Origin of the sequence: Lysobacter auxotrophicus, from assembly GCF_027924565.1 — a bacterium.
GTDB classification, from domain to species: Bacteria; Pseudomonadota; Gammaproteobacteria; order Xanthomonadales; family Xanthomonadaceae; genus Lysobacter_J; species Lysobacter_J auxotrophicus.
Genome location: NZ_AP027041.1, coordinates 430726 through 456452, shown reverse-complemented (window position 1 = coordinate 456452; position 25727 = coordinate 430726). Strand labels below are relative to the sequence as shown.

The following is a 25727-nucleotide window of genomic DNA, read 5'->3' as shown; positions in this document are numbered from 1 at the left end:
GCGCGCGCTACGGCGACAGCGTCGGGAACTTCGACCACATCTGCTCGAACTGCCCGCCGAAGCAGCGCACCAGGTACGTGTCGCGGCTCACGACGAGGTTCTCGTGGTTGGACGTGCTCGCGGTGCGCGTCCAGTTGAAGCTGCCGTTGGCGACGACCTTGCCGTCGAACATCGCGAACTTGTGGTGCATGTGGAACGGCGAATCGTCCAGGCGCACCTCGATGCCTTCGCGCGCAAGCCGCGCGATGTCGCTGCCGTCGTCGAAGCGCTTGTCGTTGTCGCTGATGATGCGCACCGCGATGCCGCGCTTGTGCGCGGCGGCGAGTTCGTCCGAAAGCCGGTCGTCGGCGATGGTGAACACGCAGGCGTCGATGCGCTCGCGCGCGCCGCGGCACAGCTCGCGCAGCTTGTTCAGGCAGCTGTCGCCGGGGCTGAAGAAGGCGGTGGTGCCGGCCGCCGCAGGCAGCGACGACAGGTCGAGCGTGCGCACGACCTGCTCGAGCCAGCGCAACACCGCGCCCGCATCGCCGCTCGGCGTGGCGACCAGCTCCTGCGCCATGTCGAAGGCGCGGTTGCGCAGGTAGCGGATGCGGTCGGCATCGATGCGTGCGCCGAGCTCGCGCAGCTCGAAGCGCTCGCGCTCGTCCAGTTTCATGTCGACGGCGCTGTCGCGCAGCGCGGAGTCCAGTTGCGTGAAGTCCATGCGCGCGCTCAGGCCGGACGATCCACGGCCGGCGCCGCCAGGCGCTTCTGTACATCCTCGCGCATCCGCACCAGGTCGCCCTCGGCCTGGCGGCGCTTCTCGACGCCTTCGCGATGGATCGCGCGCACGTCCTCCACCGTTTTGATCAGCTGGTCGTGCACGTACTGCAGCGTTTCCATGTCGATCACGCCGCGCTGGTTCGCCTTCGCGGTGGCGACGGAGTTCTCGTGCAGCAGGCGCGCGTTGTTGCGCATCATCTCGTTGGTCGCGTCGTCGATCGCGGTGGCGAGTTCGACCGCGTTCTTCTGCTCCTCCAGCGACAGCTGGATCGCGAAGCTGCGCTTCCACGAGGGAATGGTGATGTCGCGCACCGCGCCGAACTTCTCGATCAGCAGGATCGCGTTGGCCTGGATCATGCGGATGGTCGGCAACGACTGGTCGGCGGCATGCTGCAGCAGGACGAGGTCGCCGATGCGCTTGTCGAGCAGGCGCATCGCGTTGTCGAGCTCCGACCGGCGCGTGCGCGCCTGCGGATCGTCCTGGCCTTCCAGCGCCTGGCGATCGGCGTGCAGCTGCTCCATGCGCAAGCGGCCGGCGGCGACGTGGATGCCGAGTTCGCGGCGCTCTTCCAGCACGATCTCGTGCATGCGGTCGAAGTCCTTCACGCGCTTGCCCAGGTCGTCCTGCTGGCGCGTGACGTCGCGCATCAGGTGTTCGATCTGCTGGTTGGTGCTGCTGAACTTCTGCACCAGCTCGCCCTTGGAGGCGCGCATGCGGTCGATCAGCGGGCCCACGATCGGCAGGCGCGAACGCGCGCCGAGCTTGCGCAGGTTCAGCGTCCGCGCGATGCGCACCACGTCGCCCAGCGTCTGCCCGGTGGCATCCAGGTCGCGGTTGCGCACCTGGTCGAGCAGCTGCGAGGAGAACTCCGTGGTCTTGCTCGCAACGTCCTTGCCGAAACCCATCAGGCTGGTCGGCGCGATGTCCTGCGTGGCGCGCGCGACCTCGTGGATGCGCGCGACGTCGGCGGCGCCGAGGCCGAGCGCCGACAGTTCGGCCTCGCTCGGCGAGCGTTCCGCGGGCACGGCGACGGCGTCGGTGGTCGTGTTCATGGCGAAGGCTCCTGGGTGTCGGCATCGCGGATCGCGGGCGCCGGGTCTTGGGACGGATCGGTGGACGGAACGGGGGTCACGGCGGCAGCGCGCAGCGCGGCGATCTGGCTGCGCAACGCATCGTCGAGGCGAACGATGCGGGCGGTGCCGCCGCGCGCGGAAATCGCGGCCTGCTGGCGCCACGCCGGCACCAGCACGTCGCGCACCTGCGCATGGCGTCGCAGCAGCTGCGCGGCGTGTCCGCGCACGAGTTCGACGTGCGCGGCGGCGGTCTCCCACGTGGCGGCGATCGCGGCGCGACGCTGCGGGTCGTCGGTCGCAGGATCGGTCGTCGAAGAACGCAACTGCACGGCCTCGTCGCGAAGCCGCGACGGTACGGATTCGAGTTGCGCGGCCTGGTCGGCGAGCTGCGCGGCTATGTCGTGCGCGGCGGCCAGGTGCAGGCGAACGCGCGTGTCGGCATCGCCCGCCTGCGCCTGCGCGACGAGATCGCGGGCCAGCAGCAGGCCGAGGAAACCGCTGCGACGACGTTGCCGCGACGGATCGCTGCTGTCGATCGCGGCGAGGATCGCATCGAGCTGCGCTAGCAGTGCGCCGGTCGGCAAGTGCGCGAGGCATGCGTTGATGGCGTCCAGGTCGACGGCGCCCGATGCGTCCTGCATTCGTGCGATCCGGCTCACGGCTTCTTCGGCTCGCCGCGGCTGATTTCGGCCAGCGTCATGCCGCTGAACTGCTCCAGCGCGGCATCGAGCGGCTGCTCGGTTTCGGTCGGACTGTGCTGGCGACGGCCCGTCGGCTTCGCCTTGCCCGGTGCCGCGACCACGCCTTCGCGCAAGGCCTGCGCGAGCGCGAGCAGCGCGTTGCCGACGTGTTCCTGCCCGGCGTGGCTCGCACGCACCGCGTCGAGCAGCGGCGCCATCGCCGCGCGCATCGATTCGGGCAGCGCATCGGCGAGCGTTCGGTCGCCCGCAGGCGGCGCAACGGGCGCGGCAGGCGATGCCGGCGCGTCGTCGCGTCGCTGTGCCATGCGTTCGAGCTGCGCGAGGATCGCCTCCCACGGCGGCGATTCCTGCACCGGCGCGGGCGCCACCACGGGCGCAGCGGGCACCTGCGCCGCCTGGCCGATCGCCTGCAATCCGCCGGCGATGTCCGCCAGCTGCGCTACCACGCGACCGCCGACGTCGTCCTCCTCGCCACCCATCGCCTTGTTGCGCAGGAAATCGCGCTTGATCTGCGCCCAGCGCGCGGACGTGGCCTCGTCGAGCGTGCCGCGCAGTTCGGCGAGCTTGAGCAGGTTTTCCTCCGCGCCGGTCGTGAGCAGTTGCGCCTCGCCGAGATAGTGGTCGGCGATGAGCTGCTGCAGTTCGGCCTCGTTGAGCACCGGCGAGATCTTCTCCGCGAGCTTGTTCATGTTGCGATAGCTGCCCTGCAGGCGGAACGGCGGCTCGGTGCGGTACTTGTCGGCCTGTGCGGCGCTCGCGATGTACTGCTGGTTCACGCGGTACACCACGTCGCGCACCTGCATCATGCGTTGCAGCGTCGCGATGATCTCGGCGGTCTCGGCCGCGCTGTACGCGTGGCCGAGCTGGTTGAGCGAGACGTCCTTTCCGCGCGCCTTGTCGACGAGCAGGTACAGGTCGGCCATCTCGCGCGTCGCCAGTGGCGCGAGCACCGCGTTCGAGGTCAGGCTGTTCTCGAGGTAGCTCAGCGTGAACGCATCTTCCATGCCGCCCAGCACGTCGCCGAGGTTGTAGATGTCGGCGCGGTTGGCGAGCATGTCCGGGATCTTGAACACCTCGCCGGACTCGGTGTACGGGTTGCCGGCCATCACCACGCAGAACTTCTTGCCGCGCAGGTCGTAGGTGCGCGTGCGACCTTTCCACACGCCCTCGATGCGGCGCGTGCCGTCGCACAACGAGATGAACTTCTGCAGGAATTCCGGGTGCGTGTGCTGGATGTCGTCGACATACAGCATCACGTTGTTGCCCATCTCCAGCGCGAGGTTGAGCTTTTCCAGCTCCTGGCGCGAGGTCGCGTCCGGCGCCTGCGCCGGATCGAGCGAGCGCACTTCGTGGCCCAGCGCGGGACCGTTGACCTTCATGAAGATCAGCCCGAGCCGGTGCGCCACGTACTCCATCAGCGTGGTCTTGCCGTAGCCGGGTGGCGAAATCAGCATCAGCAGGCCCATCAGGTCGCTGCGCTTGCCCTCGCCGGCGGTGCCCATCTGCTTGGCGAGGTTGTCGCCGATGATGGGCAGGTAGACGTCGTTGATCAGGCGATTGCGCACGAACGAACTGAGCGGCCGCGCGTGGAATTCCGACAACCGCAACGCCTCGCGTTCGCGCGCGAGCGTTTCCTGGCGGATCGACTGGAAGCGCCGATACCCCGGCAAGAAGCGTTCGCGGTGCGCGCGCAGCCGCGCGGACAGGTCGTCCGCCGCCAGCGCCATGCGCCCGCCTTCGATGCGCGGGTGTTCACCGAGCAGGCCGTCGAGCGTGCCCAGCAGCGCGGCGTCGTTGTTGCGTTGACGCACCGAGCTTTCGGTGATCAGGAACGCGGCGGCTTCCGGCGCGTAGGGCGCCAGCGCGGCGAACGCCGGCTGCGAACACAGGCCTTCCAGCCATTGCAGCGCATGCGCCCAGCGCGCCGGCAGCGGCAGGCTGGCGAGCGTGCGATCGAAGCTGTCCTGCGCGCCGCCGGCCTTCAGGCGCTCGCGCAGGCCATCGACGAGTTCGCGCGCGTAGCGCGACGACTGCAACGCGACGTCCGCCTCGCCCAGCTCGTCCATCAGGTAATCGGCGGCATCGTCCGCGAGCGCGGCGTCGATCGGAAGCGACGTGGCGTCGATGTGCGCCGACACCGCCGACGCGATCTCCGCACGCAGCGCGTCCAGCCCCGCACGGTTGCCGAACAGCTCGCGCATCATGCGCGCGCCGGCCAGTCGCTGCGCCCACGCGCGTGCGGCGTCGCCGGCGTGCTGAGCCCAGAACAGCGTCGCCAACGCACGTGCAAGCGGCGCGTGCACCAGGCTGCCCGCGGCGGCGCGCTGCGTGAGCAGCACGCGCAGGATGCGCGCGGCGTCGTGGTCGTGGATGCCGCGCTCGTACCCGTCGCGATAGCGCGGTGCGGCGAAGTCGCGCACCGTCTTCGCCAGTGCGTCCGCGTCGCTTACCTGGCTTTGCAACAACTTGATCGACAACCCGTCGACGCCCGCCTCGGCGGCTTCGAGCACGGCGCCGGCGAGGTATTCGCCGCGATACAGCGCCGGCGATTCGGATTCCAGCGTGATCGGCCAGAACTCGCGCAGCGTAGCGAGCTCGTCGCTGCGCACGGGCTCCATGAAGTCGGTGCCGGTGAGGTGCAGCGCCAGCTCGTCGCCGCGCGGCAGCAGCGTGAGATCGAGCGGCTGCGTGTTGACGCTGAAGCGATGGCGGCCGAGCCGGATGACGTTTCCGCCGTCCTCGAACAGCTCGCTGCGATCGCGCAGGCCGCGCACGGCCTGGTCGCGCGCGCCCTTCAGGCGCGCCTCGACGTCGTCGGCCTTCACGGTGTCCTTCAGCGCGCGCAGGCGCCCGGCCAGCTCGCGGATCTTCAGGATCAGCGGATCGCCGGCGAAGAACGCGTTGAGCTCGTCCATGCCGGCGAGCTTCGCCGTGCGTCGCGCGAGGCCTTCGAGGATGCGGTTGGCCGCATCGAGCACCGCCTGCGCCTTGCGCTGGCGGTCGTCGAGCAACGCCTGCTTGTGCGCGTCGAACGCCTCGAGCAGCTCCTCGCGCTTGGCGAGGATGTCGCCGAGGAACTGCTCGTGTTCGCCGAACTGGCTCTCCAGTTCTTCCAGCTGGACCATCAGGCGCGACAGCTGCTCGTCCGCGCGCTCGGGATCGGTCGCCATCGCCAGCGCGTTGGTGACGGCCTGCCCGAACAGCGCGAACTGCGCGCCGAACTGCGCCACCGCCTCGCTGGAACCGAGCGACTTGCGGCGTTGCTCGGCGCGTGCGCGCGTCTGGTTCAACTTTGCGTAGATCAGCGAGATGGCTTCGACCACGCGCGTGCGCTGGGTCGCGTCGTCCACCGCGAGGCCGGCGACGAGCTCGGACAGCATGTCCAGCTCGCCCGAGCGCGCCTGCAGCGCGGCGATGTGTTCGGCGAGCTGCTTGGCGGTCTGCGCCTGCTGCGCGGCGGCGTCGAGTTCCTCGACCTGCTTCGCGAACGGCGCCAGCGCCTTGTCGTGGCCGAGGAACGCGCCCGTCGCCTGCCCGATGCGTTCGTGCGCGGCCTGCAGTTGCGCGCCCATCTCGTCGATCGCGGCGACGTCCATGTAGCGGTATTCGCGGATCGTCAGCAGCTGGCCGCGCAGCCGCCCGATCGCGCCGAGCGCTTCGACGAACTCGGCGATCTGCGTCCAGTTTTCCGGCAGCAGGCGGCCCATCAACGCCTTGTGCTCGGTGCGCGCCTTCGCGATCGCCGCGTCCGCCTGGCGACGGATGTCCTGCACCTTCTCGAACTCGTCCAGCACCGATTCGCCGGTCGCGCAGATCTCGCGCAGCAGGCTGGCGGCACCGTCGCAGTTCGCATCGTCGAGCCAGTGGTGCGCGTCGAACAGGCGGCGCGCATGCTGCACCAGCAGCTGGTAGCGCGACATCGAGACGTCGGGGTCGTCGATGCGACGCGCCAGGTCGATCAGGTTCGACAGGCCGCGGACCATCTCGGCGTTGCCGATGCGCCCCATGAAGCTGGTGCCCGGCGGGCGGCTCGCGGCGAACTCGTCGCTGGCGAACGGCGTCTGCCACACCTGCATCGGATGCACGCGCGTGGCGCCGTCGCCCTCGGCATGGAACAGCACCATGCGCCCGTCCGGCAGCACCGCGTGGCCGTGGCCGAACAGCGGGTTCTGCAGGCTGCGCTGGATCATGTTGTAGACGAACAGCGCGCTCCGGCCTGCTTCGGGCTCGTAGAACGCGTACATCACGTCCTCGCCGTTGGGCGAGCGGATCGCACGCTGGAACTGCATCGCGTCCATGCGCGCGTCGAAGGTCTTGTTCTCCCCGCTCTGCAGGTAATAGCCGCCCGGGAAGAGGATGCCGTGGTCTTCAGGCAGCTGCACGCACGCCTGCGTGATCGCGTCGTTGCGCGTGACCGTGCCGGTGAGCGTGTTGTAGACCAGCCCGCGCCATTCGGTCTCGCGGTACGGCAGCACCTTCAGCAGGATCAGCGACCCCACGCGCGCGTATTCGATGGTCGCGTCGTCCAGCGACTGCGTCTTGTCCTCCACCGGCTCGCTGTAGATGCCCTCGCCGCGCTCGGTGTTGTTCTCGACCTTGATGGTGAGATCGCCGCCGGTGGTTTCGACGAAGAGCGTGTCGAGGATGTTCAGGTGCGGAAAGCGCCCGCTGACCATGCGCTCGCGCGTGGCGCGCGTCCAGTCGAAGTCGAAGGGCGGCGGCAGCACGAGGTCCTGCGCGCCGCGCGTGTCGAGGTAGGTGAGCTCGCCCTGGTTCGATATGGCCCAGCGGAACACGCGCACGTCGGTGGCGCGCTCGCCGATCTGGAACGCGGCCAGCAGCTTGCCGCCGGCGACGTCGAGCTGCATGAGCCGCGCGTTCTTGTAGTACGCGTACAGCTCGTCGAAATCTCGGGTGAAGGCGGCATCGCCGAGGAAGCTGCCGGCGATCTCCACCGGCGCGACGTCGAAACCGTCGGCGCCTTCCACCAGCCGATACAGGCCGAACACGTCCTGCACGCGCGTGACGGTCTTCAGGCCCATGAACACGTTGTAGCCGAACAGCAGCATCTGCCCGACCGGCACGATGTCGCGGCCGATGCAGTTGTTCTCGGTGCGGATGCGTAGGCGGCCGATGACCTCCAGCCGGCTGTCGCCGAACTCCTGCAGACGCCGCTGGTTCAACGCGTCGGCCAGTTGCTGCAGGCGCTGGCCCTGCGTGTCCAGGCGACGACGCAGGACGTCGTACGCGCCGCCTTCGGCGACGGCCTGGTCGACCTGCGCTGCGACGGCATCGGGCGCGTTGGCGGCGTGTTCTTCGGTGACGGCTTGCGACATCGTGTTACCTCGCCCGGTCCTGGGCGTTCTCAAAGCGGCGGCTCAAGGTCGGTCCGGACCTCGCGGTGTGCGCCGGCCATGCGAGGCCGGCGCGTTGCATCGCTCACGTCGTCAGGCCGAAGCCGGCACCGCGATGCCGAACTTGCGCGCGATCGCGTCCAGCTGCGCCTTCATCGCGGCGTCGATTTCCTCCGGGCGGATGCGCGCGATGATGTTGCCGAGCACGCGACGCTCGTTGTCGTCGGTGACGCCGTTGCGTTCGGCGATGGCGAGGATGCGGCCGAGTTCGGCCGCATCCAGGCGCCCGTCGTCGCCGAAGCACTGGATCGAGTGGAAGGCCATTTCCAGGAAGTCGCGGTTCTCTTTGCTCATGTCTGAAATCCTTGTCGTTGGGCGGTAACAGCAAGCGGAAATACGGAAGGCCTGCGGCGCATCAGGCGCCGATCGGCTCCTGGCGCGTCTTCTCCGCGGCGGTGATCGGCACCACCGGCGCGGCGGCGCCTTCGATCACCGGCTCGCGCGGCGCGGGACGCGCGACGCCGAGGTAGCGCTCGAGCAGGTCCTGCACGATCGGGCTCTTGCCGGCGAAGCCTTCGATCGACTTGCCCAGCGACAACGCCTTGCTGAAGCTCTCGAACAGACCGCCGTCGCCGCCGACCAGGTCGATGTTGGCGTTGCGCAGCGCCGATGCGATGACTTCGGCGTTCTCCTTGGACACCTCGCGGCCGGCCTCGATCGCGGCCATCGCCTGTTCGAGGTGCGTTTCCAGCGTCATGCGGAACTCTTCGTGCGCACGCGCGGTGTCGGTGAGGGAGTCGATCGCCTCGAACTTCGCGGTCAGGCCTTCGGCCTCGGCGGTGAGCTTCTTCACCGTGACGTTGGCTTCGGCGACGCCGACGGATTCGACGGCGGTCGCACGGGCGCGGCCCATCTTCTCCTCGCCTTCGGCCCGCGCGGCGAGGTTCTCGGCGAGCACGCGCGCCTCGTTGCTGCCCTGCTTGTAGGTGGCTTCGGCCTTGGCCTCGATCACGCGCGCCTCGGCGACGCCGACCTTTTCGATGGCGCTCGCTTCGGCTTCGCGCACCTGCGCCTCGGCCAGGCCCGGGGCGGCGGATTCGGCGCGCACGCCTTCGGCCAGCAGCTTCTTGGCGTCGGCATTCTTGGCGGCCGCGTCGAGCTCGGCCTGCGCGATGGTGGTGATCTCGTTGGCCTTGAAGCGCGCGGCGGCTTCGGCGGCCTCGGCTTCCTTCACCGTGCGCACCAGGTCTTCCTGCGCCTGCGCCTCGGCGGCGATCACGCGCGACTGGCGCTCGCGTTCGGCTTCGGACACCACGCGCACTTCCTTGATGCGCTCCTCTTCCTGCGCGACGGTCTTGTCGATGGCGATGCGCTCGCGCGTGATGTTGGCCACGTCCATCTTGCCGTTCTCGACGACCTTGTCGCGCTCCACGCCCTGCAGCTGCACTTCGCGGTCGGTGGTGACCTTTTCCAGCTGGCGCGCGCGATCCACGCGCTCGGCCTCGATGGCGACGGCGCGCTGGCGGTTCTGCTCGGCCACTTCGACCTCGCGCTGGCGGTTCTGGTCGCGGATCTGGATCTGCTCCTCGGCCGCAAGGCGCGCCTGTTCGGCGAGCAGGCGCTGCTCTTCCTTGACCTTCTGGGTCTCGGCTTCCTCGCGCGCGCGGATGGTCTCGACCTCGCGCTTCTGGCGGGCTTCGGCCTCGGCCTGCTGGCGTTCCAGCGCCAGCGTCGCCTCGCGCGCCTCGACGTTCTTCTTGGTGATCGCCAGGCGCTCGTTCTGCTCGAGCTCGTTGGTGACCACGTTCTGCTGCGCGGTCAGCTCGGTGATCTTGCGGATGCCTTCGGCGTCCAGGATGTTGTTCTGGTCGAGCAGGTGCTTGGGCGTCTGTTCGAGGTAGTCGATCGCGACGTCCTCCAGCACGTAGCCGTTGAGATCGTTGCCGATGATCTTGATGATCTCGTCGCGGAACTCCTGGCGCTGTTCGAACAGCTCGGTGAACTGGAACTTCTTGCCGACGGTCTTGAGCGCCTCGGAGAACTTGGCGTTGAACAGCTCGTCCACCGCGTTCTTGTCGGACGCGCGGTCGGCGCCGATGGCCTTGGCCACGCGCAGCACGTCGGCCTGCGTTTCGTTGACGCGCAGGTAGAAGGCGACGGTGATGTCGGCGCGCATGTTGTCGCGGCAGATCAGGCCTTCCTTGCCGCGGCGGTCCACCTGCAGCGTGATCAGGCTGATGCGCATGTGTTCGGCGCGGTACAGCACCGGGATGATGAGCCCGCCGGTGAAGCGCACCTTCGGCGTGGAACTCATGTCGTTGACGATCAGGGCCGTGCCCTGGTCGACCTTGACGTAGAAGGCCTTGAACAGGCCGAACAGCCCCAGCATCACGACGAGCAGGATGCCCGCCCCGATCAGGAAGGGAAGGACCAGGGACACGCTCATTGCAACTTCTCCTTGTTGAATCGTTCTACTGCGCCGCCACGGTGCGTCCGGCGCTACGGGTGGATCACAGACGCTGGAACTGCTCGTCGGACACGACGCGGTACGCATGCTGCGCGCCGAGGTATTCGATCAGCACGACGCGGTCCCCGCGCTTGAAGCGCTCGGCCTGCGCGTCGCGGATCTGCAGGACGAGCCCGGCGCCGCCGTCGTCGACGGTCGCCTGGCCATAGCCCGCATCCACCGACGGCGTGCTGACGATCGCCACGCGACCGAGGATCGAGGCTTCCGTCGGCGGGCGCAGGCGCAGCAGCAGGCGGCTCAGCGGCCGCAGCAGCAGCGAGGTGGCGAACACGCCGGGAACGAGCATCGCGATGGCGACGCCGATGCCGGCGAGCAGGCGGAAGGCGTCCGGCAGCGAACGCAGCACCAGCAGGTGCACGAAGTACGTGCCGAGCCAGCCGAGGAACGCGAGCACCGTGAGCACGATCATCACCGGCACGCCGCTCAGCCCCAGGCGCGCGATCATCGCCGCGATGCTGCTTGCGTCGCCGTCGTGGCCGTGGCCGTGGCTTTCGCCGCCGATGAGGCCGTCGGGGCCGTCGGCATCGACCAGGCCGGTCGCGGCAAGCAGCCAGTACACGACGCACACCGCCAGCACGATGCTGTAGAGCAGCGTCGGGAAGGTGAGCGCGGTGGTGAGGAAGTCGTTCATCGTGAACCCTTCGGTGTCCTGGCCTGTCTGCTTCGACGCCGCGCGGGTGGCGTCGTGTCCGTCATCCGCTGCGCCAGCCGGTCGAGCACGAGCTGCGCACGGGCGTTGCGTTCGTCGATGCCGGCCGCGCGCAGGCGCGCGTCGAGATCGGGATTCCCGGCCGGCTCGCTGCCCGCGTCGCCGGATTCGCGCGGCGCGGATTGCCGGCGCGCACGCAGCAGCGATTCGATCGCGTTCTGCGGCAGCCCGTTCTGGCGGCCGGCCACGGTTTCCTGCGCGCGTTGCACGGTTTCGGCGGCGCGTAGCGCGTCGAGTTGAAGCTGCAACCGGCGCAGGCCGTTCTCACCTTCCTCGACCAGGTGACGCAGCTGCGCGATGCGTCCGTCGAGCTGCGCGACGAACGCCTGCTCGTCGTCGCGGGCGTGTTCGAGTTGCACGATGTCGGCGGCGACGTCCTGCGCGAGTTCGCGCTCGCCGGCCTGCAGCGACGCGACCGCCTGCGCCTCGCGCTGCACGATCGCGGCGATGGTCTGGTCGATGCGTTCGATCGCGGTGAAGCGCCTGGCCTGCAGCTCGGCGAGCGCGGCGCGAAGCTCGCGCACGCGGGCATCGCTGGTGCGGATGTCGTCGTCGAGGTCGCGTTGCGCGTCGGCCGGCGCGATGGCCTCGCCCAGCTCGGCCAGTTGTTCGCGCACGCGGCCGAAGATGCGGGACAGCGCGCTCATGCCACGCCCTCCAGCAGTTCCTCGCGAAGGAACGGCGCGTAGGCTTCGGCCGCGTTGAGCACGTTCTCGGCGAGCGTCTCGATCTCGAAGATCACGTTGGCGAGGCTGGAATGCGTGTCCAGCGCGCCGTACATGATGTAGCAGGCGACGCCGCCGATGGTTTCCACCGCCATGTTCGACAGCGGCAGCACCTTGTGCGTGCGCAGCACGTGCGCGTTGAAGGCGGCGGTGTCGAGCACGTCGGCCACCGGCCACATCAGCGATTCGACGATGATCTGCTCGCCGCTGACGGCGACGAACACCGGCAGGTCGCCGTGTTCGTGCATCACCAGATGGAGGCTGGGCTGCACGCCTTCGAGCAGCTCCAGCGAGACGTACCCCGCACGGACCGGGCGCGATTCGGCCAGCGCGGCCTGCAGGCTGCGCGCGGTCCACGCCGTCGCCGCGCCCTCGGTCCCGCGCGTGTCGGCGCCCCCCGGAAGTCGCAGGCGGCGCTCGACGGCGCTCAGCTCCTGCGCATGCTCCGGGAGGATCCAGACATCCTTCTTGACGAAGCCTTCCTGCCGCATCCGTTCGCGGAATTCCCGGACGTACTCGGTGGACGACTTCGGGCGAGGTCCTTTCATGAAACTTACAGTAGGTATTTCATGAAAGGTTCGTCAATGGGGTGTGAAGCCCGATCCGACGAACGGCAGGGCGGCCTCCCCCGCCCCGCCGGCAGCAGCGGCTTACCTCGCCACTTCGAACTTCACCTCGACCCGCCGGTTCGGCAGCAGGCACTCGCGCAGCGCCTCGCGGTTGCGGATGCCGTCGCACGCCTGCACCTGTTCGGTATCGCCGCGGTACTCGTACGCGATGCGCGACGTATCGACGCCCTGCGCGATGAGGTACGCCTTCACCGTTTCCGCGCGATCGCGCGAAAGCGCCTGGTTGTAGTCGAAGCCCTGGCCCTGCATGCGGTCGGCGTGGCCGATCAGCCGCACGGCTGTCAGCGTGAGGTTCTCCTCGCGCACGCGCGCCAGCGCGCGATCGACGGTGCGCAGCGAATGCTCGCGGACGTCGGCGAGCGCGCGACGGTCGAACTCGAACAGCACGTTCGCCGTCAGCGCCATCGGGGCCGGCGACGACGCGGCGCCTTCGACGTTGCCGCACGTGCGCGCCATCGCCTCGGCGTCGGACACCATGTCCTCGGCGATCTGGATGTACGGCTTCGCGTGGCGCCACTGCTGCTGGTTGAACTCGTTGCCCGCGTGGACGAGTTCGACTTCGCCGCACGCCACCGCCTGCTGCGCGCACGCGAAGCCCGGCGTGCCATGGATCGCGCCCAGGCGCTTCCAAAGATCCTCGCGCAGGCGCGCGGCGCGGTTCACCAGCGGCGTGTCGGTCAGGATCGGCGAGACGCCCTGCTCCATCGCGACGATCAGCTTCACCGATTCGTCCAGCGCTTCCTGCGGGAAATCGCTGCGATCGTTGCGCGTGTACTCGTGGAAGGACACGTCGAGCCAGCACTGCGCCTTCGACAGCGCGTAGTCGCGTACGGGACGGCCCGCGTCGTTGAGCGCCTGAATGCGGTCCTGCGTCGCCTGGTACGTGGCATGGTCTGCGTGGATCGCTTCATCGGTGGTGCGTTCGCGCTGCGGCGCGAGCGACGCAGCCTGCGCGAGTCCGGCGGCGAGCGCGAGCGACAGCGCGGCCACGGTGAGTGCGGTGGTGTGCATGGTCATGGCGTTCATCTCAATGCTGGGGTTGCCGGTAGCGGCGGTCCTCGCGGCGGAACAAGTCCTCGTCGAACTTGAAGCGCAGGCGCAGGAACAGGCCTTCCTGGGTGTATTCGTAGCCGCTGAGGTCGTCGTCGCCGCGGAAGCCGGTCCAGTTGTAGCCGGCCGACAGCCACAGGTTCTGGCGCAGCAGGCGGCCGACTTCGACGCCGGCGGCGTACTGGTCGGCGCCGCCCTGCCCGCGGAACGACGCGGCGAGTACGCCGACGTCCCAGTTCTCGGTGATGTCGTACACGACGCGGCCCGACAGCAGCACGCCACGGAAGCGGCTTTCGACGCGATTGCCGTCGGCGTACAGGAACTGGTCGCGCTGCCACTTCGCCGCGACGCGGCCGGTCAGCCACCACGGACGCGACGGATGCCAGTCCGCGTGGGTGCTGACGATGTGCGCCGCCACGCGAAGGTCCTGGCCGCCATCGCCCGACGTCGCGCTGCCGGTGACCAGCCCGCTCTCGTCCTTCTCCAGCTTGTACTCGTAACGGGCGAGCGCGTTGACGCGGTTGCGGTCGGTGTCGCGGTACGCCACGCCGAGCTGGAAGCGATCCTGCAGCACGTCGCCACGGGCTGCGTAATCGGTGTGCAGCAGGTAGTTGCGCGCGAGCAGCGTCCAGTCGCGGTTGAGCTTGCGCGCGGTCATCAGCTGCAGCAGCGTCGTGTCGAAGCGCTCGTCGGTTTCGGTCTGGCGAACGTCGCCGGAGATGCGGTGCTCGATGCGCGCCGCCCCGCGCCACAGCGGATTGGCGCTGTAATCCAGCGCGAACGCCAGACCCGTCGCATCGCCGCTCTGCCCGTCGTACACCTTCACGTGTTCGGCCGAACTGCTCAGGCGCAGGCCTTCGCTGACGTCCCACTGGTTGCGGATGCCCGACGCGGCCTGCAGGTCGCGACCGGAAATCGCATCGCGCATGCGGTATTCGCTGAACACCTGCGTGTCGCGCAGGTAGCTGGTGTCCACGCCGAGCACCAGCGCATCGCTTTCACCATGCGCCTGCGTGATGCCGTACGCGCTGGTCAGGCCGGTCTGCTTCTCGTAGCGGCCGTACAGACGCGTGCGTTCGCGCCACTGGTAGTCGGCGCCGAGTGCGACGCGATTGCGATCCTCGCCGCGCACGTCCTGTTCGGCCTCACCGCCGATCACGATGCGATCGCTCGCCTTGTAGCCAAGGCCGAGTCGAACGGTGTCGGACGACAGCTCGGTGCCGATCGGCAGGTCGCTCGTCGGCACGGTGCCGTTGCTGCGGATCACCGGCAGACCGCTGAGCGGGTCCAGCGGCTGCTGGCCGTAGCCCAGCGCGCCACCGGCCGCGCCGGTCGCATAACCGCCGCTGAGGCCGCCGGTATCGCCGAACGGCGTCGCGCTCGACCACGTCGAATACGCGCCGACGGTTTCGCGGATCGCGCGATAGCCGCCGTCGAGCGTGATGCGCTCGGTTGCCTGGTAGCGCACGCCGGCGCCGGCCGCATCGCGTTCGCCACCGTCGGGGTTGCGGTCCTCGCTGCGCAGCGCCTCGACGTACAGCTCGGTGCGCTCGCCTGCGCGATACGTGGCCTCCGCGCTGTATTCGCCACGACCGCCGTACAGCGGCGATGCCGCGTTGTTGAATGCAGGGTCGGTCTGCGCCGCGAACACGCGCGCGTCGAAATCCCCGCCCGCTTGCGCGAATTCCAGCCGGTACGCATCGCCTTCCACTTCGCCGCTCAGATCCTGCAGCGCCGGCGTCGAATACTGGTTGATCGGATTGGTATTGACGTCGCTGCGCGTGCGCGCGGCCTCGAGCGCCAGGTACGTGTTCCTGCCCAGGCGGACGCCGACATTCGCGCTGCCCATCTCGAAGGCGGCGAACGGATTGCGGTCGTCGACGTAGCTGCCGCCGACCTCGAGGTGCTCGTTGATGCGGAACTGACCGTCGCCGCCAACGACCCAGAACTTCTCCGTGCCCTGGTCCAGCTCGTACGTCACGCGCAGCGACACCGGATTGAGGTCGCTGTCGAACGCGGGCAGGAACTGATTGAGCAGGATGCGCCCGGAGAACGGCTCGAAGCTGTAGTCCACCAACCGCGCGAGCGGACGCACGGACACGATGCGCGAGGGCTGGTTGCGATCGCGCACGATCGCTTCCACGCGTTCGCTGCCTTCCAGCACCGCGTTGTTGCTCAGGCCGTACGGGCCGCTGCCCTGACTCGGGATCTCGTCGATGACCTGGCGCAGCGAGTCTTCGATGGCGAACACGTTGGTGCGCACGCGATCGTTCTCGTAATGCCAGCCAAGCCCGGTCGCGGTGCGGTTGTACGTGCCCAGGCTGCGCTGCGGGATCGCCCCGCCGCGCGTGCCCACGCCGGTGGTGCTGGCCAGGCCGTCGCCGGTCTGGAAGTCGCCATACAGCAGGTAGCTTCGCTTGTTGTCGACGCGCACGTACAGGCGCTGCGCCGATCGCGCATCGAAGCCGCGCAGCGACGAATCGCCGTATACCGGATAGAACTCCTCCGGATCGATGTCGCGCAGCAGGCGGCCACGCACGTCCTTGTCGGAGTCGTAGGCCGCGGTGAGCAGGTACTCGCCCTTGATGCGGCCCTTGACGAAGAACGCTGTACGCGCGGCGGCGTTCGCCTTGCCGTTGTTGAACTGCTTTTCCCAGCGGCGGATGTCGCGCTCGAAACCGTCGTCGCTGCGCACCGGGTCGATGACGCTGTTGCGGTCGCGCTTGAAGTTGACGATGCCTTCGATCAGGCCCGTCGCGATCATCTCGCGCATTTCCGGCAGGAAGCTCACCACGCCTTCGGCGGTCTCGCCGCCGGCGGTGATGCGCAGCAGCACGTCCTGCGGATCGTGCGGCGCGAGCAGGTCGAACTCGGCGAGGCCGTCGACGACACGCAGCTGCACGCCGGGCGTCGCGCGATCGGCATCCAGATGCGCCGGGCCGAGTTCGTCGGTACGGGCGCCCGGGAGCTTCACGCGGCCGCCGGAATGCTCGATCGTCGCGAAGCTTTCGCCACGCAGCGGCTCGCCGTCGTTGCCGCGGATGCGCACGGTCACGTGCACCGGCGACTGGCCGTCGGCCGGCACGCCATCGCGATCGAGCTCGACTTCCACCCGCGCGGTCTGTGCGTTGACGGCGTAATCGACGTCACCCGATGCGACGGCGGTGACGCGCGGCGGCGCATCGATCGACGTCGGCGCGCGCGGATACAACGCGTCGGCCTCGCCCAGCACCGGCGTGAAGCGACCCGGCTGTCCGACGGTCTGCGCGAAGGCCGGCAGCGCGAGCAGCGCACAGGCGAGCGTGGTCATGCGCAGCATCGGTGCGCGCGGGTGTTTCATGCGTGCACGGCTCATGGCTGCGTCTCCGTGTTGCGCGCGTCATGCGTTGGCGTTTGCTCCGCCGGGCGCCCGGTTTCGCGCGGCTCGACGATCCGCGGCGACTGCTTGGACGAGTCGGTGCCCTGTTGCGGCCAGCGCGGCGACTTGCTGTCGAATCGCAGCGGCTTGCCGGTTTCGGTTTCCGGCGCGCGCACCTCGCCCTGCGTGCGGCGCGCCTTGACCTGTTCGAGCACCGGGTTGGAGCAGCTGCCCTCGATGAAGTCGGCGCGATGCAGCTCGCCGTTCTTCAGGTCGATGAAGAGGCTGTCGGCATCGCCAAGGTTGCGGTTGCTGCTGGTGGTCAGGCGCGAGCCCACCGGCAGGGTCGAAGCGTCGACCTTCAGCGTGTGGCTCTTCGGCGGCAGGCCGCAGTAGCTGTACTTGCCTTCCGAGTCGGACACCATCCAGGTGCCGTCCTCGAAGTACATGCGCACGCCCGGCACGCCCAGTTCCTCGCGGTCCTGCACGTGGTTGTTGTTGCAGTCCACGAAGACCTTGCCGAGGACGCAGCCTTCCTCGGTGAACACGCCACCGGTGACGCGCACGCGGTACTCGGCGCGGTTGGACGCCACGGCGCCAGCGCGCGGTTGCAGCGAGTTCGCGTCGATGCAGCCGCCGGCGATGTTGCAGCCGTGCGCCTGCGCGCGGTTGATGCCGTCGCCCTGCTGGCTGCCGACGCCCACGCGGACGCGGTAGTTCAGGACGATCTGCTCGCCGATGCGCAGGCCGCCGGCCTGGAACGACAGCAGCGGGCCGGGCTTGCCGAGCGGTTCGGCAATCGCCGCCGCGTTCGCGCGCGCCGTGCCCTCGATGTAGGTGAAGCCCGGCGGCAGGCGGTCGAGCACGTTCACCGACGCCAGCGCGTTGCCTGCGGTCTGGCGGATCGTGATCGTGTACAGCAGCGTGTCGCCGACCTCGACCGTCTGGCGGTCACCGGTCTTGCTGATCACCAGGCCCGGCGCCACGGCCGGATCGAGCGGGATGTGGTTGTGGATGATCCCCGCGGTGCCCGAACCGGCCACCAGCGAGAGGTAGTAGCGCGTGCCCTCGCCCACCGCGCCCGACGGCGGCGTGGACTGCGGCTGCACCGGGTAGCTGTTGCCGACGCCGCCCGGCGCGGTGAGCGTGCCGGCCTGCGGCGCGATCATCTGCGACTGGAAGGCGTAACCCGACGGCGGCGTGACGGTGAGGCGGAATTCGCAGCTCGCCGGCGCGGCCGGACCGAACAGGAACTGGTAGAAGCCGTCGTTGCCGACGGTCATCGACACGCGGTTGCCATCGACCGTGTAACCGCCGCCGGCGACGTTGAGCAGCGAGGTGTTGGGATCGAAGTCCGGGCACACGCCCGCCGGTTCCAGCGTCACCACCGAGCCCGGCACCGGATCGCGCGAAACCGCGTCGTAGACGACGCCGCTCGGATCGATCGGCAGGCTCTGCTGCGGCAGGTTCTCGCCGGAGACGAGCACGACTTCCAGCTGGCTCACGCCGTTACCGGTGTTGCGGCACGACGAGGCGTGATGGTTCGCCAGCGCGCCGGCGGTGTCGCACGCGGCGACCGGGCCGCTGGCGGTTTCGCCCGTCACCGGGAAGCCCCACAGCGCGCCGGCGTTGGGATCGCGGAAGCGCACGTTCCACTGCACGCCCGGCACGAGGTCGGCGACGCGGTAGCTGCCGTCGGCGGCGGTGGTCGTGGTGGCGACGACACGTCCCGTCGCCGGATCGACGACTTCCACCGTCCAGCCCTGCAGGCGGCGGTCGCCGCCGTCGAGCAGGACGTCCTCGTGGCCGATGTCGAACCACACCGTGCCCGACAGGGACGCGGCGGCCTGCACCGGCGTGTCGATGCGGCACGCGTTGTGCGCGATCGCCGGGTCGCACACCGGCAGCTTCGAGGCGTCGCCTTCGAACGCGGCGCGCTCGTCGGGGGTCGGCGAATGCTGCGCGTCCTCGCCACCGCCCTGCACGAGGACGGCGTTGCGGAGGGTCGAGGCCGACGCGGCTTCGGCGCCGATGCGCACCGGCACGGTGATCGCATCGGCCAGCGAGGCGCCCGAGGCGATGGCGGCCGTGGCGACGCAGCGCAGGCGCGAATCGCCCGCGGCGCCGGTGCACGTCCAGCCGTTGCCGGTGGGCGTGGCGGCCAGCGTCACGCCGGTCGGCAGCCGGTCTTCGACGACGTAGTCGCCGACGGTCGCCTTCGGACCGATGTTGCGCACGCGGATCGCATACGTCGCGTTGTTGTTGACGGTGAAGCGCTCCGGCGTCGCCGACTTGCTGACGACCAGGTCCGGCGAATCGGCGACTTCGCCGAAGTCGTTCCCGACCGAATCCTGGCCGGCGGCGACGGCGATCGCGGAGATCGCCGACGGCACGACGGTTTTCGCCGTCGCGATGCCGACGCTCGCGCCGTTGATCGAGCCCGCGGTGGTGATGCCGTTGGTGCTGCCGGCCGGCTGCGTCGGTTCGGTCACCACGTAGGTGCCCGGACGCAGGTTCGCGAACGCGTAGCGGCCGTCGGCGTCGGTGGTGGTGGCCAGGTCGATCGCATTGCCGAGTTCGTCCGTGCCGGTCAGCACGAGCGACACGTTGGCGATGCCGACTTCATCGGCGGCGTCGATCGCGCCGTTGTCGTTGTTGTCGAAGAACACGCGGCCGGCGATGGACGCGCCGCGCTGCACGGGCGTTTGGATGCGGCACGCGTTGTGCGCGATGGCCGGATCGCACACCGGCAGCGTGCCGACGGTGCCGGCGAAGGCGTCTTCCTCGGCCTGCGTGGGCACGCGCGCCGGCGTTTCGCCGCCGCCGCGCACGAGCACGGCGTTGACGACCGGCGACGCCGCAGCCGCCGCATCCGAGACCGCGACCGGCACGGTGATGTCGGCCGCGTGCGTGGTGCCCTGCGCGATGACGTCGGTGCCCGTGCAGCGGAAACGGTCCGCGCCGATGGCGCCGACGCAGGTCCAGCCGGTGCCGGTCGGCGTGGCCGACAGGGTGACGCCGGTCGGCAGGCGATCCTCCACCTCGTACTGGCCCGCGGTCGGCGCATTGCCGGCGTTGCGCACGCGCACGACGTAGCGGCTGTCGGTGCCGACGGTGAACGTCGCCGGCGTGGCCGACTTGCTCACCAGCAGGTCCGGGGAATCGGCGATCTCGCCGAAGTTGTTCTCCACCGAGCTCTGTTCCGGCGCGAGCACGATGCCCGCGATCGCCGACGGCACGACGGCGCGGCCGGTGGCCGTACCCGTCGCGACGCCGCCGATGTGGCCCGGCGTGGTCAGGCCGTTGCGGGTGTTCGCCGGCTGCGTCGGCTCGGTCACCGTGTAGGTGCCCGGACGCACGTCGAGGAACGCGTACGCGCCGTTGGCGTCGGTCGTGGTGGTGCGATTGACCAGCGTGCCGTCGTCGGCGGTGCCGGCGAGCACGATCTGCACGCCCGCGATGCCGGTTTCGCCCGCATCGACGTTGCCGTCTTCGTCGTGATCGAAATACACGCGGCCGCTGACGGACGCCGGCTGGATCTCGCCGAAGTCGTAACCGGTCGCGGCCTGGTTGGCGGCGAGCGCGATCGCGGTGACGCTCGAGGGCGTGACGGACGGAACGCTCGCGGTGCCGCCGACCGAGCCAGCGATCGTGCGGCCGTTGAGCGTGCCGGTGGGCTGCGTCGGCTCGGTGACGGTGTAGTTGCCCGCCACCAGCGTGTTGAACGAGTAGCTGCCGTCGGCGGCGGTGGTCGTGGTCAGATTGACCGCGACGCCGTTGCGATCGGTACCGGTGAGCGTCACGGCGACGTTCGCGATGCCGGTTTCGCCGGCGTCGATCGCGCCATCGTTGTCGATGTCCAGCCACACGCGGCCGGCGAGGGACGCGCCGTTGGCGGCTTCGCCGAAGTTGAACTCGGTGCCGTTGACGCCGGCGGACAGGTCGATCTGCGCGATGCGGTCGGTCGTGGCGGCATCCGGCGCGATGCCGGTGCCGGCGACGCAACCGGCGGCGCACGCGGCGCCGGCGACCAGGCCGGGGTTCACCGCGCTGGGGCGGTTCACGTAGCGGCCCGCCGGCAGCGGTTCGCGCAGCGTGTAGGCGATGGTCGGGTCGAGATCGGTGAACTGATAGAAGCCCGACGCGTTGGTCACCTGCGTCGCGACGACGGCATTGGTGTCCGCGTTGAGCAGTTCGACCGTGGCGCCGGCGATCGCGCCGTCCACGCCGGGATTGCGCACGTTGTCGAAGTTGTCGTCGGAATAGACGAAGCCCGACAGGCTCGGACGGCGCACTTCGGGGAAGTGGTAACGCGTGGCGGTGACGCCGGCGCCCAGGACGACCGCGGTGTATGCCGAGTTCGGCGCGCCCGCATCGAAGGTGCCGCCCGACGACGGCGCGTTGGCGCCGGAGGTCGGCGGGTTCACCGGGCCGTTGACGTAGCCGGCCGGCTGCGTCTGCGTGACGGTGTAGCCGGTGGCGTCCGACGGCGCGAGGTCGGCGAAGCTGTAGTTGCCGTTCGCGTCGGTGGTCGTGGTGCGGTTGACCGCGTTGCCGTACGCGTCGACGCCGGCAAGCGTGATGGTCACGTTCGCCACGCGCGGTTCGTTCGCCGCGGCCTGCGGCGTGCCGCCGTCGGTGCCGATGCGCTGGCGGTCCTCGAACACGGTGCCGGCGAGGCTCGAACTGACGATGCTCAGCGGCACGGTGACGTTGTCGTTGCCCGGCACCGGGTCGACCTGCTCGCTTTTCACGTTCGCGCTGTTGTTGCTGGTGCCGCCGGCGGGGACGGCGTCCCAGCGCGCGGGCACGAGGATGCGCACGCGGCCGCGTTCGCCCGGATCGAAGGTGACGTCGCCCAGGTTGCAGGTGACGAGGCTGCCCGCGCGGGTGCACTGGCCCGTGCCGTTGGGTTCCTGGCCGCCGGCGTTGACGCCGCGCTTGCGCCAGGTGATCGGACCGGTGACGACCACGCCGGCCGGCAGCGTGTCGGTCACGACCGTGCCGGTGCCTTCCAGCGGGTTGTTGCCGCTGCGGTCGAGCGACAGGCTCGAACCCGGGCCGTTGTTCACCACGTCGATGACGTAGAAGAACGGCTGCAGGATCGACACCTGCGTCACCGACGCGGGCAGCGGGACGGCCGGATCCTGGTCGGCGGTGAGCACCATCGTCTTGCTCACGCCCACGTCGGCGCGCGAGCGGATGGAGGTGTTCTCGCCTTCGGAATTGTTGGCCGGCTGCGTGTCGACCTCGTCGGAGCTGGCGACGGCGACGTTGGTGACGGTGTCGCCGGTCGCGCCCGGCGCCGTGTCGTAGCGGTAGCGCAGATAGATCGTGCTGGTCTGGGTGACGCCGACGACGCCGTTGACGTTGGTGGCGAAGCCGATCCCCGGCATCACGCAGTCCAGTTCCAGCGGCGCGCCGGTGGTCGGATTGCTGCCGCCGGCGACGGTGCAGCGCGGCGTGCCTTCCAGCGCGCCGCCCGCGGTGAGCGAGGTGCCGAGGAAGGTGACGGTGCGGCCGGCGATCGGCGACATCGTGTCGCGGATGCGCACGTTGTTGGCGACCGACGGGCCCTGGTTGGTCACCGTCACGCGGTAGTTGATGAGGTTGCCGGACGGGTTGGTCTGGTCGAAGCCGAGCGGATCGACGCCGCCGGTGAAGCCGGTGTCGACCTTGTTGGTGATCAGGTCGACCGCGTTCGCCTGGAAGGTGAGCGAGGCGGTCTTCTCATCGTCGGCGACGGTGGCGACGCTGTTGTAGTCGAACGCGCCATTGCCGTCGCTGCCGTTCGAGACGGCGGTGAAGTCGAAACCGGCGAGGTTGTCGATCTGGCGCCCGGCGCTGCCGCCCGGCTGGTTGTTCGGACGGATGGTGACGGTAAGGCTTTCGTTGACGCCGTTGCCCATGTTCAGCGCGGGGCACGTCACGCTGACGGTGCCCGGCGCGCCCGACGTCGAGTACGAATTGCCGCCCGCGGCGGTGACGACGTTCACCTCCGGGCTGCGGGCGATCGCGCAGGCGGTGTTGCCGCTGCCGCCGGTGGTGCGGTTCGCGGAGATCATCACGAAGCCGGCGTCGTTGGCCGGCAGGGTGAAGACGTCGCGGAACACGACGCCGACCGCGGTGGAAGGCCCCTGGTTGTCGTAGTCGATGCGGTAGACGCTGTTGACGCCTTCGCGGCCGACCGCGCCGCTGGTGATGGTCTTCGCGCGCGTGCGCACGTTGGCCACGCGCGGCACGCGCACCCAGTCGGACGCCGAGTTGTTGGTGGTGTTGACCTCGCCGACCGCGCCGGCGATCGAGGCGTCAACGCCCACGCCGGCCGTGCCGCAGCGGATGCCGTTGAGCGTGGTGCCTGCGCAGGCGACGTTGGTCGTGCCCGCGCTGTCGTTGAACGGACCCACCGCGTGGATCGTCAGCACCGCCGACGCCCCGGAGGCGAGCACCGTGTTGTTGGAGCGGCACTGCACGCTGCCGTTCGTGGCGACATTGCAGGACCAGCCGGCGGGCGTGGTGACCGTCGCGCTGGAACGACCGGTGAGGTAGCCCGGGATCTGGTCGTTGACGACGACGCCGGCGGTGCCGTCGGGGCCGTCGTTGGTGACGGTGAGCGTGTAGTCCGCGCCGGTGTAGCCCAGCGGCAGGGTGTTGTCCGCGTCGCCCGCGCCGTTGGTCTGCTTGGCGATGCGAAGGTCGGCGCGCTGCGTGGTGGTACGCACGCCGGCGCCAGCGCAGTCGTTGGCGGTGTTGCCGTCGACGTCCACGCCGTTGCCCGTGAGCGGTTCGGCCGAACCGCCGCTGCCGCCGGTGCACGCGTTGTTGGTGAGGGTGCCCGCGGCGCGTGCGCGCGTGACCAGGACGAGGTCGGGTGCGAGCGGATTGCCGGCGCCGTTGGCGACCGCCAGCGGCAGCGAACCGACATTGAGCGAACACACCACGAGCTGGCGCGCCGGCGGCGGCGCATACGCCGATTGCGCGGCGCAGGTCCACGACGTGCTGGGCGACGACAGGAACTCCTCGCCCGCGGCAAGGGTGTCGGCGATCTCGACCTGCCCCGTCGCCGGACGCGGGCCGCGGTTGCGCATGCGGATCGTCGAGGTCATGCGGCTGTCGGAATCGTCGCCGCTGCCGCTCCACGTCGCGACCACGCCCGGCGCCTTGGTCTTGCTCGCCAGTTCCAGGTCGGCGCCGTCGGCGAGCACGGTGAAGGTGACGCTGCCGGTGTTGTTCGCCGGCGTTGGATCGGCCGTGCTGCTGGTGATCGTCGCGGTGTTGGTCTGGTTGCCGCTGCTGCCCTGGCCCGACGACGGCACCATCGCCTGGATGGTGAACGTGTCGCTGGCGCCGGACGCGTAGGCGCTCGTGCGTGCGCAGGTGCGCGCGGTCTGGTCGGCGGTGGTGGTGCAGGTCCAGCCGGCGGGCTGGTTGCCGCCGGTGATCAGGAAACCCGCCGGCATCGTGTCGGTGAAGCTCACGTTCGCCGCGGCGCTCGGGCCGCGGTTGAGCGCGTTGAGCGTGAAGGTGATCGGCTGCCCGCCGGTGGCCGGCGTCGGCGAGGCGGACTTGGTGATCTCCATGTCCGCGCCGGCGATGACCGTCGCGCCGACGTCGTCGGTGTTGTTCGCGATGACCGGGTCGGGCGTCGCGCCGGCATTGACCACGGCGCTGTTGACGATGGTGCCGCCGGCGGCGGTCACGCGCGCGGTGAACTGGTAGGTCGCCGTCGCGCCGGACGCGAGCGAACCGGTGTACGTGCCGTTCGCGCCGGAGAAGTTCCAGCCGGTGCCCGTCGCGGGGCCGACGAACGTCGCGCCCGACGGCAGCGTGTCGACCACGCTGAAACCGCTGCTCGCGCTGGGGCCGTTGTTGCGCACGCTGAGCGTGTAGGTGATCAGCGAACCGGCGACGACCGGATCGGCGTTCGCGGTCTTGGTGAGTTGCAGGTCGCCCGCGCTGGTGAGCGTGGTGGTCTGGTTTTCCTTGTTGTTGGCGACGTTGGTGTCGCTGATGAAGGGCGCGCCGATGGCGGCCACCTTCGTCGAGGCCGCGGGCGCCGGGCCGCTGCCCACCGCGCCGGCGATGGCGATCGGCGCCACGGGCATGCCCGCCGTGCTGACCTGCAGTTCGAACGTCACCGGCGCGCCGCCGCCCAGCGTGCCGAGCACGTTGCCGTGCGCACACACCACGCGCGTCGCGTCGCCCGCATCGACCGAACAGAACGCCGGAAGATTGACGGCCGTGCTGCCGGCAGGAAGATCGAACACGCTGCGGACGTCGCTCGCGGTGTCGGCCGCGGCGTTCTCCAGCGTGACGCTGTAGGTCACGATGCTGCCGGCCGGCGTCGGATCGGAGCCGTCGTCGGACAGGTTGGTCAGCTGCAGGTCGACCGCCCACGCGAGTGGCGAAAACATCGCCAGCACCGCCGCGGTGGCCAGTGCGCGCACGACGCGACGCGCGCCACCGCGCGGCAGCTTCGCGCCATTGGCGTTTTCGAGCGTGCACAACCTCGACCCGCGCGCGAAGCGGCGGGTGGAACGGACCGGACCCATTGCATATCCCCTGTTTTTTTCGACACAGCGCCGGCGATGGGCCGACCTGTCGCTCAGCTCACGGCAACGCCATGCCGCAGCCCGCCGGGCGGGCTCGTACGTTGCAAGGGATGTGCCAGAGATAGCCCCACTGGAACGCGACGCAAGGTCGCCATGCACGCATGGTCGACGTCACCGGTCGCTGAGCGGGCGGCACTGTATATGTGACGCACCGCACACTGCAATGACCAAAACTTTTCAAATCTTTCAAAATCTTTCGAAGCGACCGATTCGATCAACCCACGCG

12 protein-coding genes are annotated in these 25727 nt (G+C 69.6%); all 12 read right to left on the bottom strand.

Features of this window, described 5'->3' with window-relative positions; translation table 11 throughout:
- Positions 1-7: 7 nt before the first annotated feature.
- Complete coding sequence (locus tag LA521A_RS01920; protein WP_281780705.1) at positions 8-703, bottom strand: phospholipase D-like domain-containing protein; 696 nt, start codon at positions 701-703, stop codon at positions 8-10.
- A gap of 8 nt (positions 704-711) precedes the next feature.
- The gene (locus LA521A_RS01915; RefSeq protein WP_281780704.1) at positions 712-1815 is read right to left on the bottom strand and encodes a toxic anion resistance protein; all 1104 of its coding nucleotides are present in this window, start codon (positions 1813-1815) and stop codon (positions 712-714) included.
- Positions 1812-2477 (bottom strand): hypothetical protein, encoded by a 666-nt coding sequence (locus tag LA521A_RS01910; RefSeq protein WP_281780703.1) that lies wholly within the window; start codon positions 2475-2477, stop codon positions 1812-1814. Before LA521A_RS01910 ends, LA521A_RS01915 begins: the two co-directional genes overlap by 4 nt.
- 14 nt (positions 2478-2491) lie before the next feature.
- Positions 2492-7873, bottom strand: coding sequence for a DNA repair ATPase (locus LA521A_RS01905; RefSeq protein ID WP_281780702.1), 5382 nt, complete (start codon positions 7871-7873; stop codon positions 2492-2494).
- Between the two features lie 111 nt (positions 7874-7984).
- Positions 7985-8245 (bottom strand): hypothetical protein, encoded by a 261-nt coding sequence (locus tag LA521A_RS01900; RefSeq protein ID WP_281780701.1) that lies wholly within the window; start codon positions 8243-8245, stop codon positions 7985-7987.
- A gap of 61 nt (positions 8246-8306) precedes the next feature.
- Positions 8307-10337: a flotillin family protein gene (locus tag LA521A_RS01895; protein ID WP_281780700.1), complete on the bottom strand. Its 2031-nt coding sequence runs from the start codon at positions 10335-10337 to the stop codon at positions 8307-8309.
- Between the two features lie 64 nt (positions 10338-10401).
- Positions 10402-11049: a hypothetical protein gene (locus LA521A_RS01890; RefSeq protein WP_281780699.1), complete on the bottom strand. Its 648-nt coding sequence runs from the start codon at positions 11047-11049 to the stop codon at positions 10402-10404.
- On the bottom strand, positions 11046-11774 hold the full coding sequence (locus LA521A_RS01885) for a PspA/IM30 family protein (RefSeq protein WP_281780698.1): 729 nt from the start codon (positions 11772-11774) through the stop codon (positions 11046-11048). Before LA521A_RS01885 ends, LA521A_RS01890 begins: the two co-directional genes overlap by 4 nt.
- Positions 11771-12400: a YjfI family protein gene (locus tag LA521A_RS01880; RefSeq protein ID WP_281780697.1), complete on the bottom strand. Its 630-nt coding sequence runs from the start codon at positions 12398-12400 to the stop codon at positions 11771-11773. The genes LA521A_RS01885 and LA521A_RS01880 overlap by 4 nt, the downstream gene beginning before the upstream one ends.
- A gap of 102 nt (positions 12401-12502) precedes the next feature.
- Positions 12503-13507, bottom strand: coding sequence for an OmpA family protein (locus LA521A_RS01875; protein WP_281780696.1), 1005 nt, complete (start codon positions 13505-13507; stop codon positions 12503-12505).
- Position 13508: 1 nt separating this feature from the next.
- A complete protein-coding gene (locus LA521A_RS01870) occupies positions 13509-16886 on the bottom strand; it encodes a hypothetical protein (protein ID WP_281780695.1) in 3378 nt (1125 codons plus the stop codon).
- Positions 16883-25441 carry an SdrD B-like domain-containing protein gene (locus LA521A_RS01865; RefSeq protein WP_281780694.1) on the bottom strand — a complete coding sequence of 2853 codons (8559 nt, stop codon included), beginning with the start codon at positions 25439-25441 and terminating at the stop codon, positions 16883-16885. The genes LA521A_RS01870 and LA521A_RS01865 overlap by 4 nt, the downstream gene beginning before the upstream one ends.
- Positions 25442-25727: the final 286 nt, after the last annotated feature.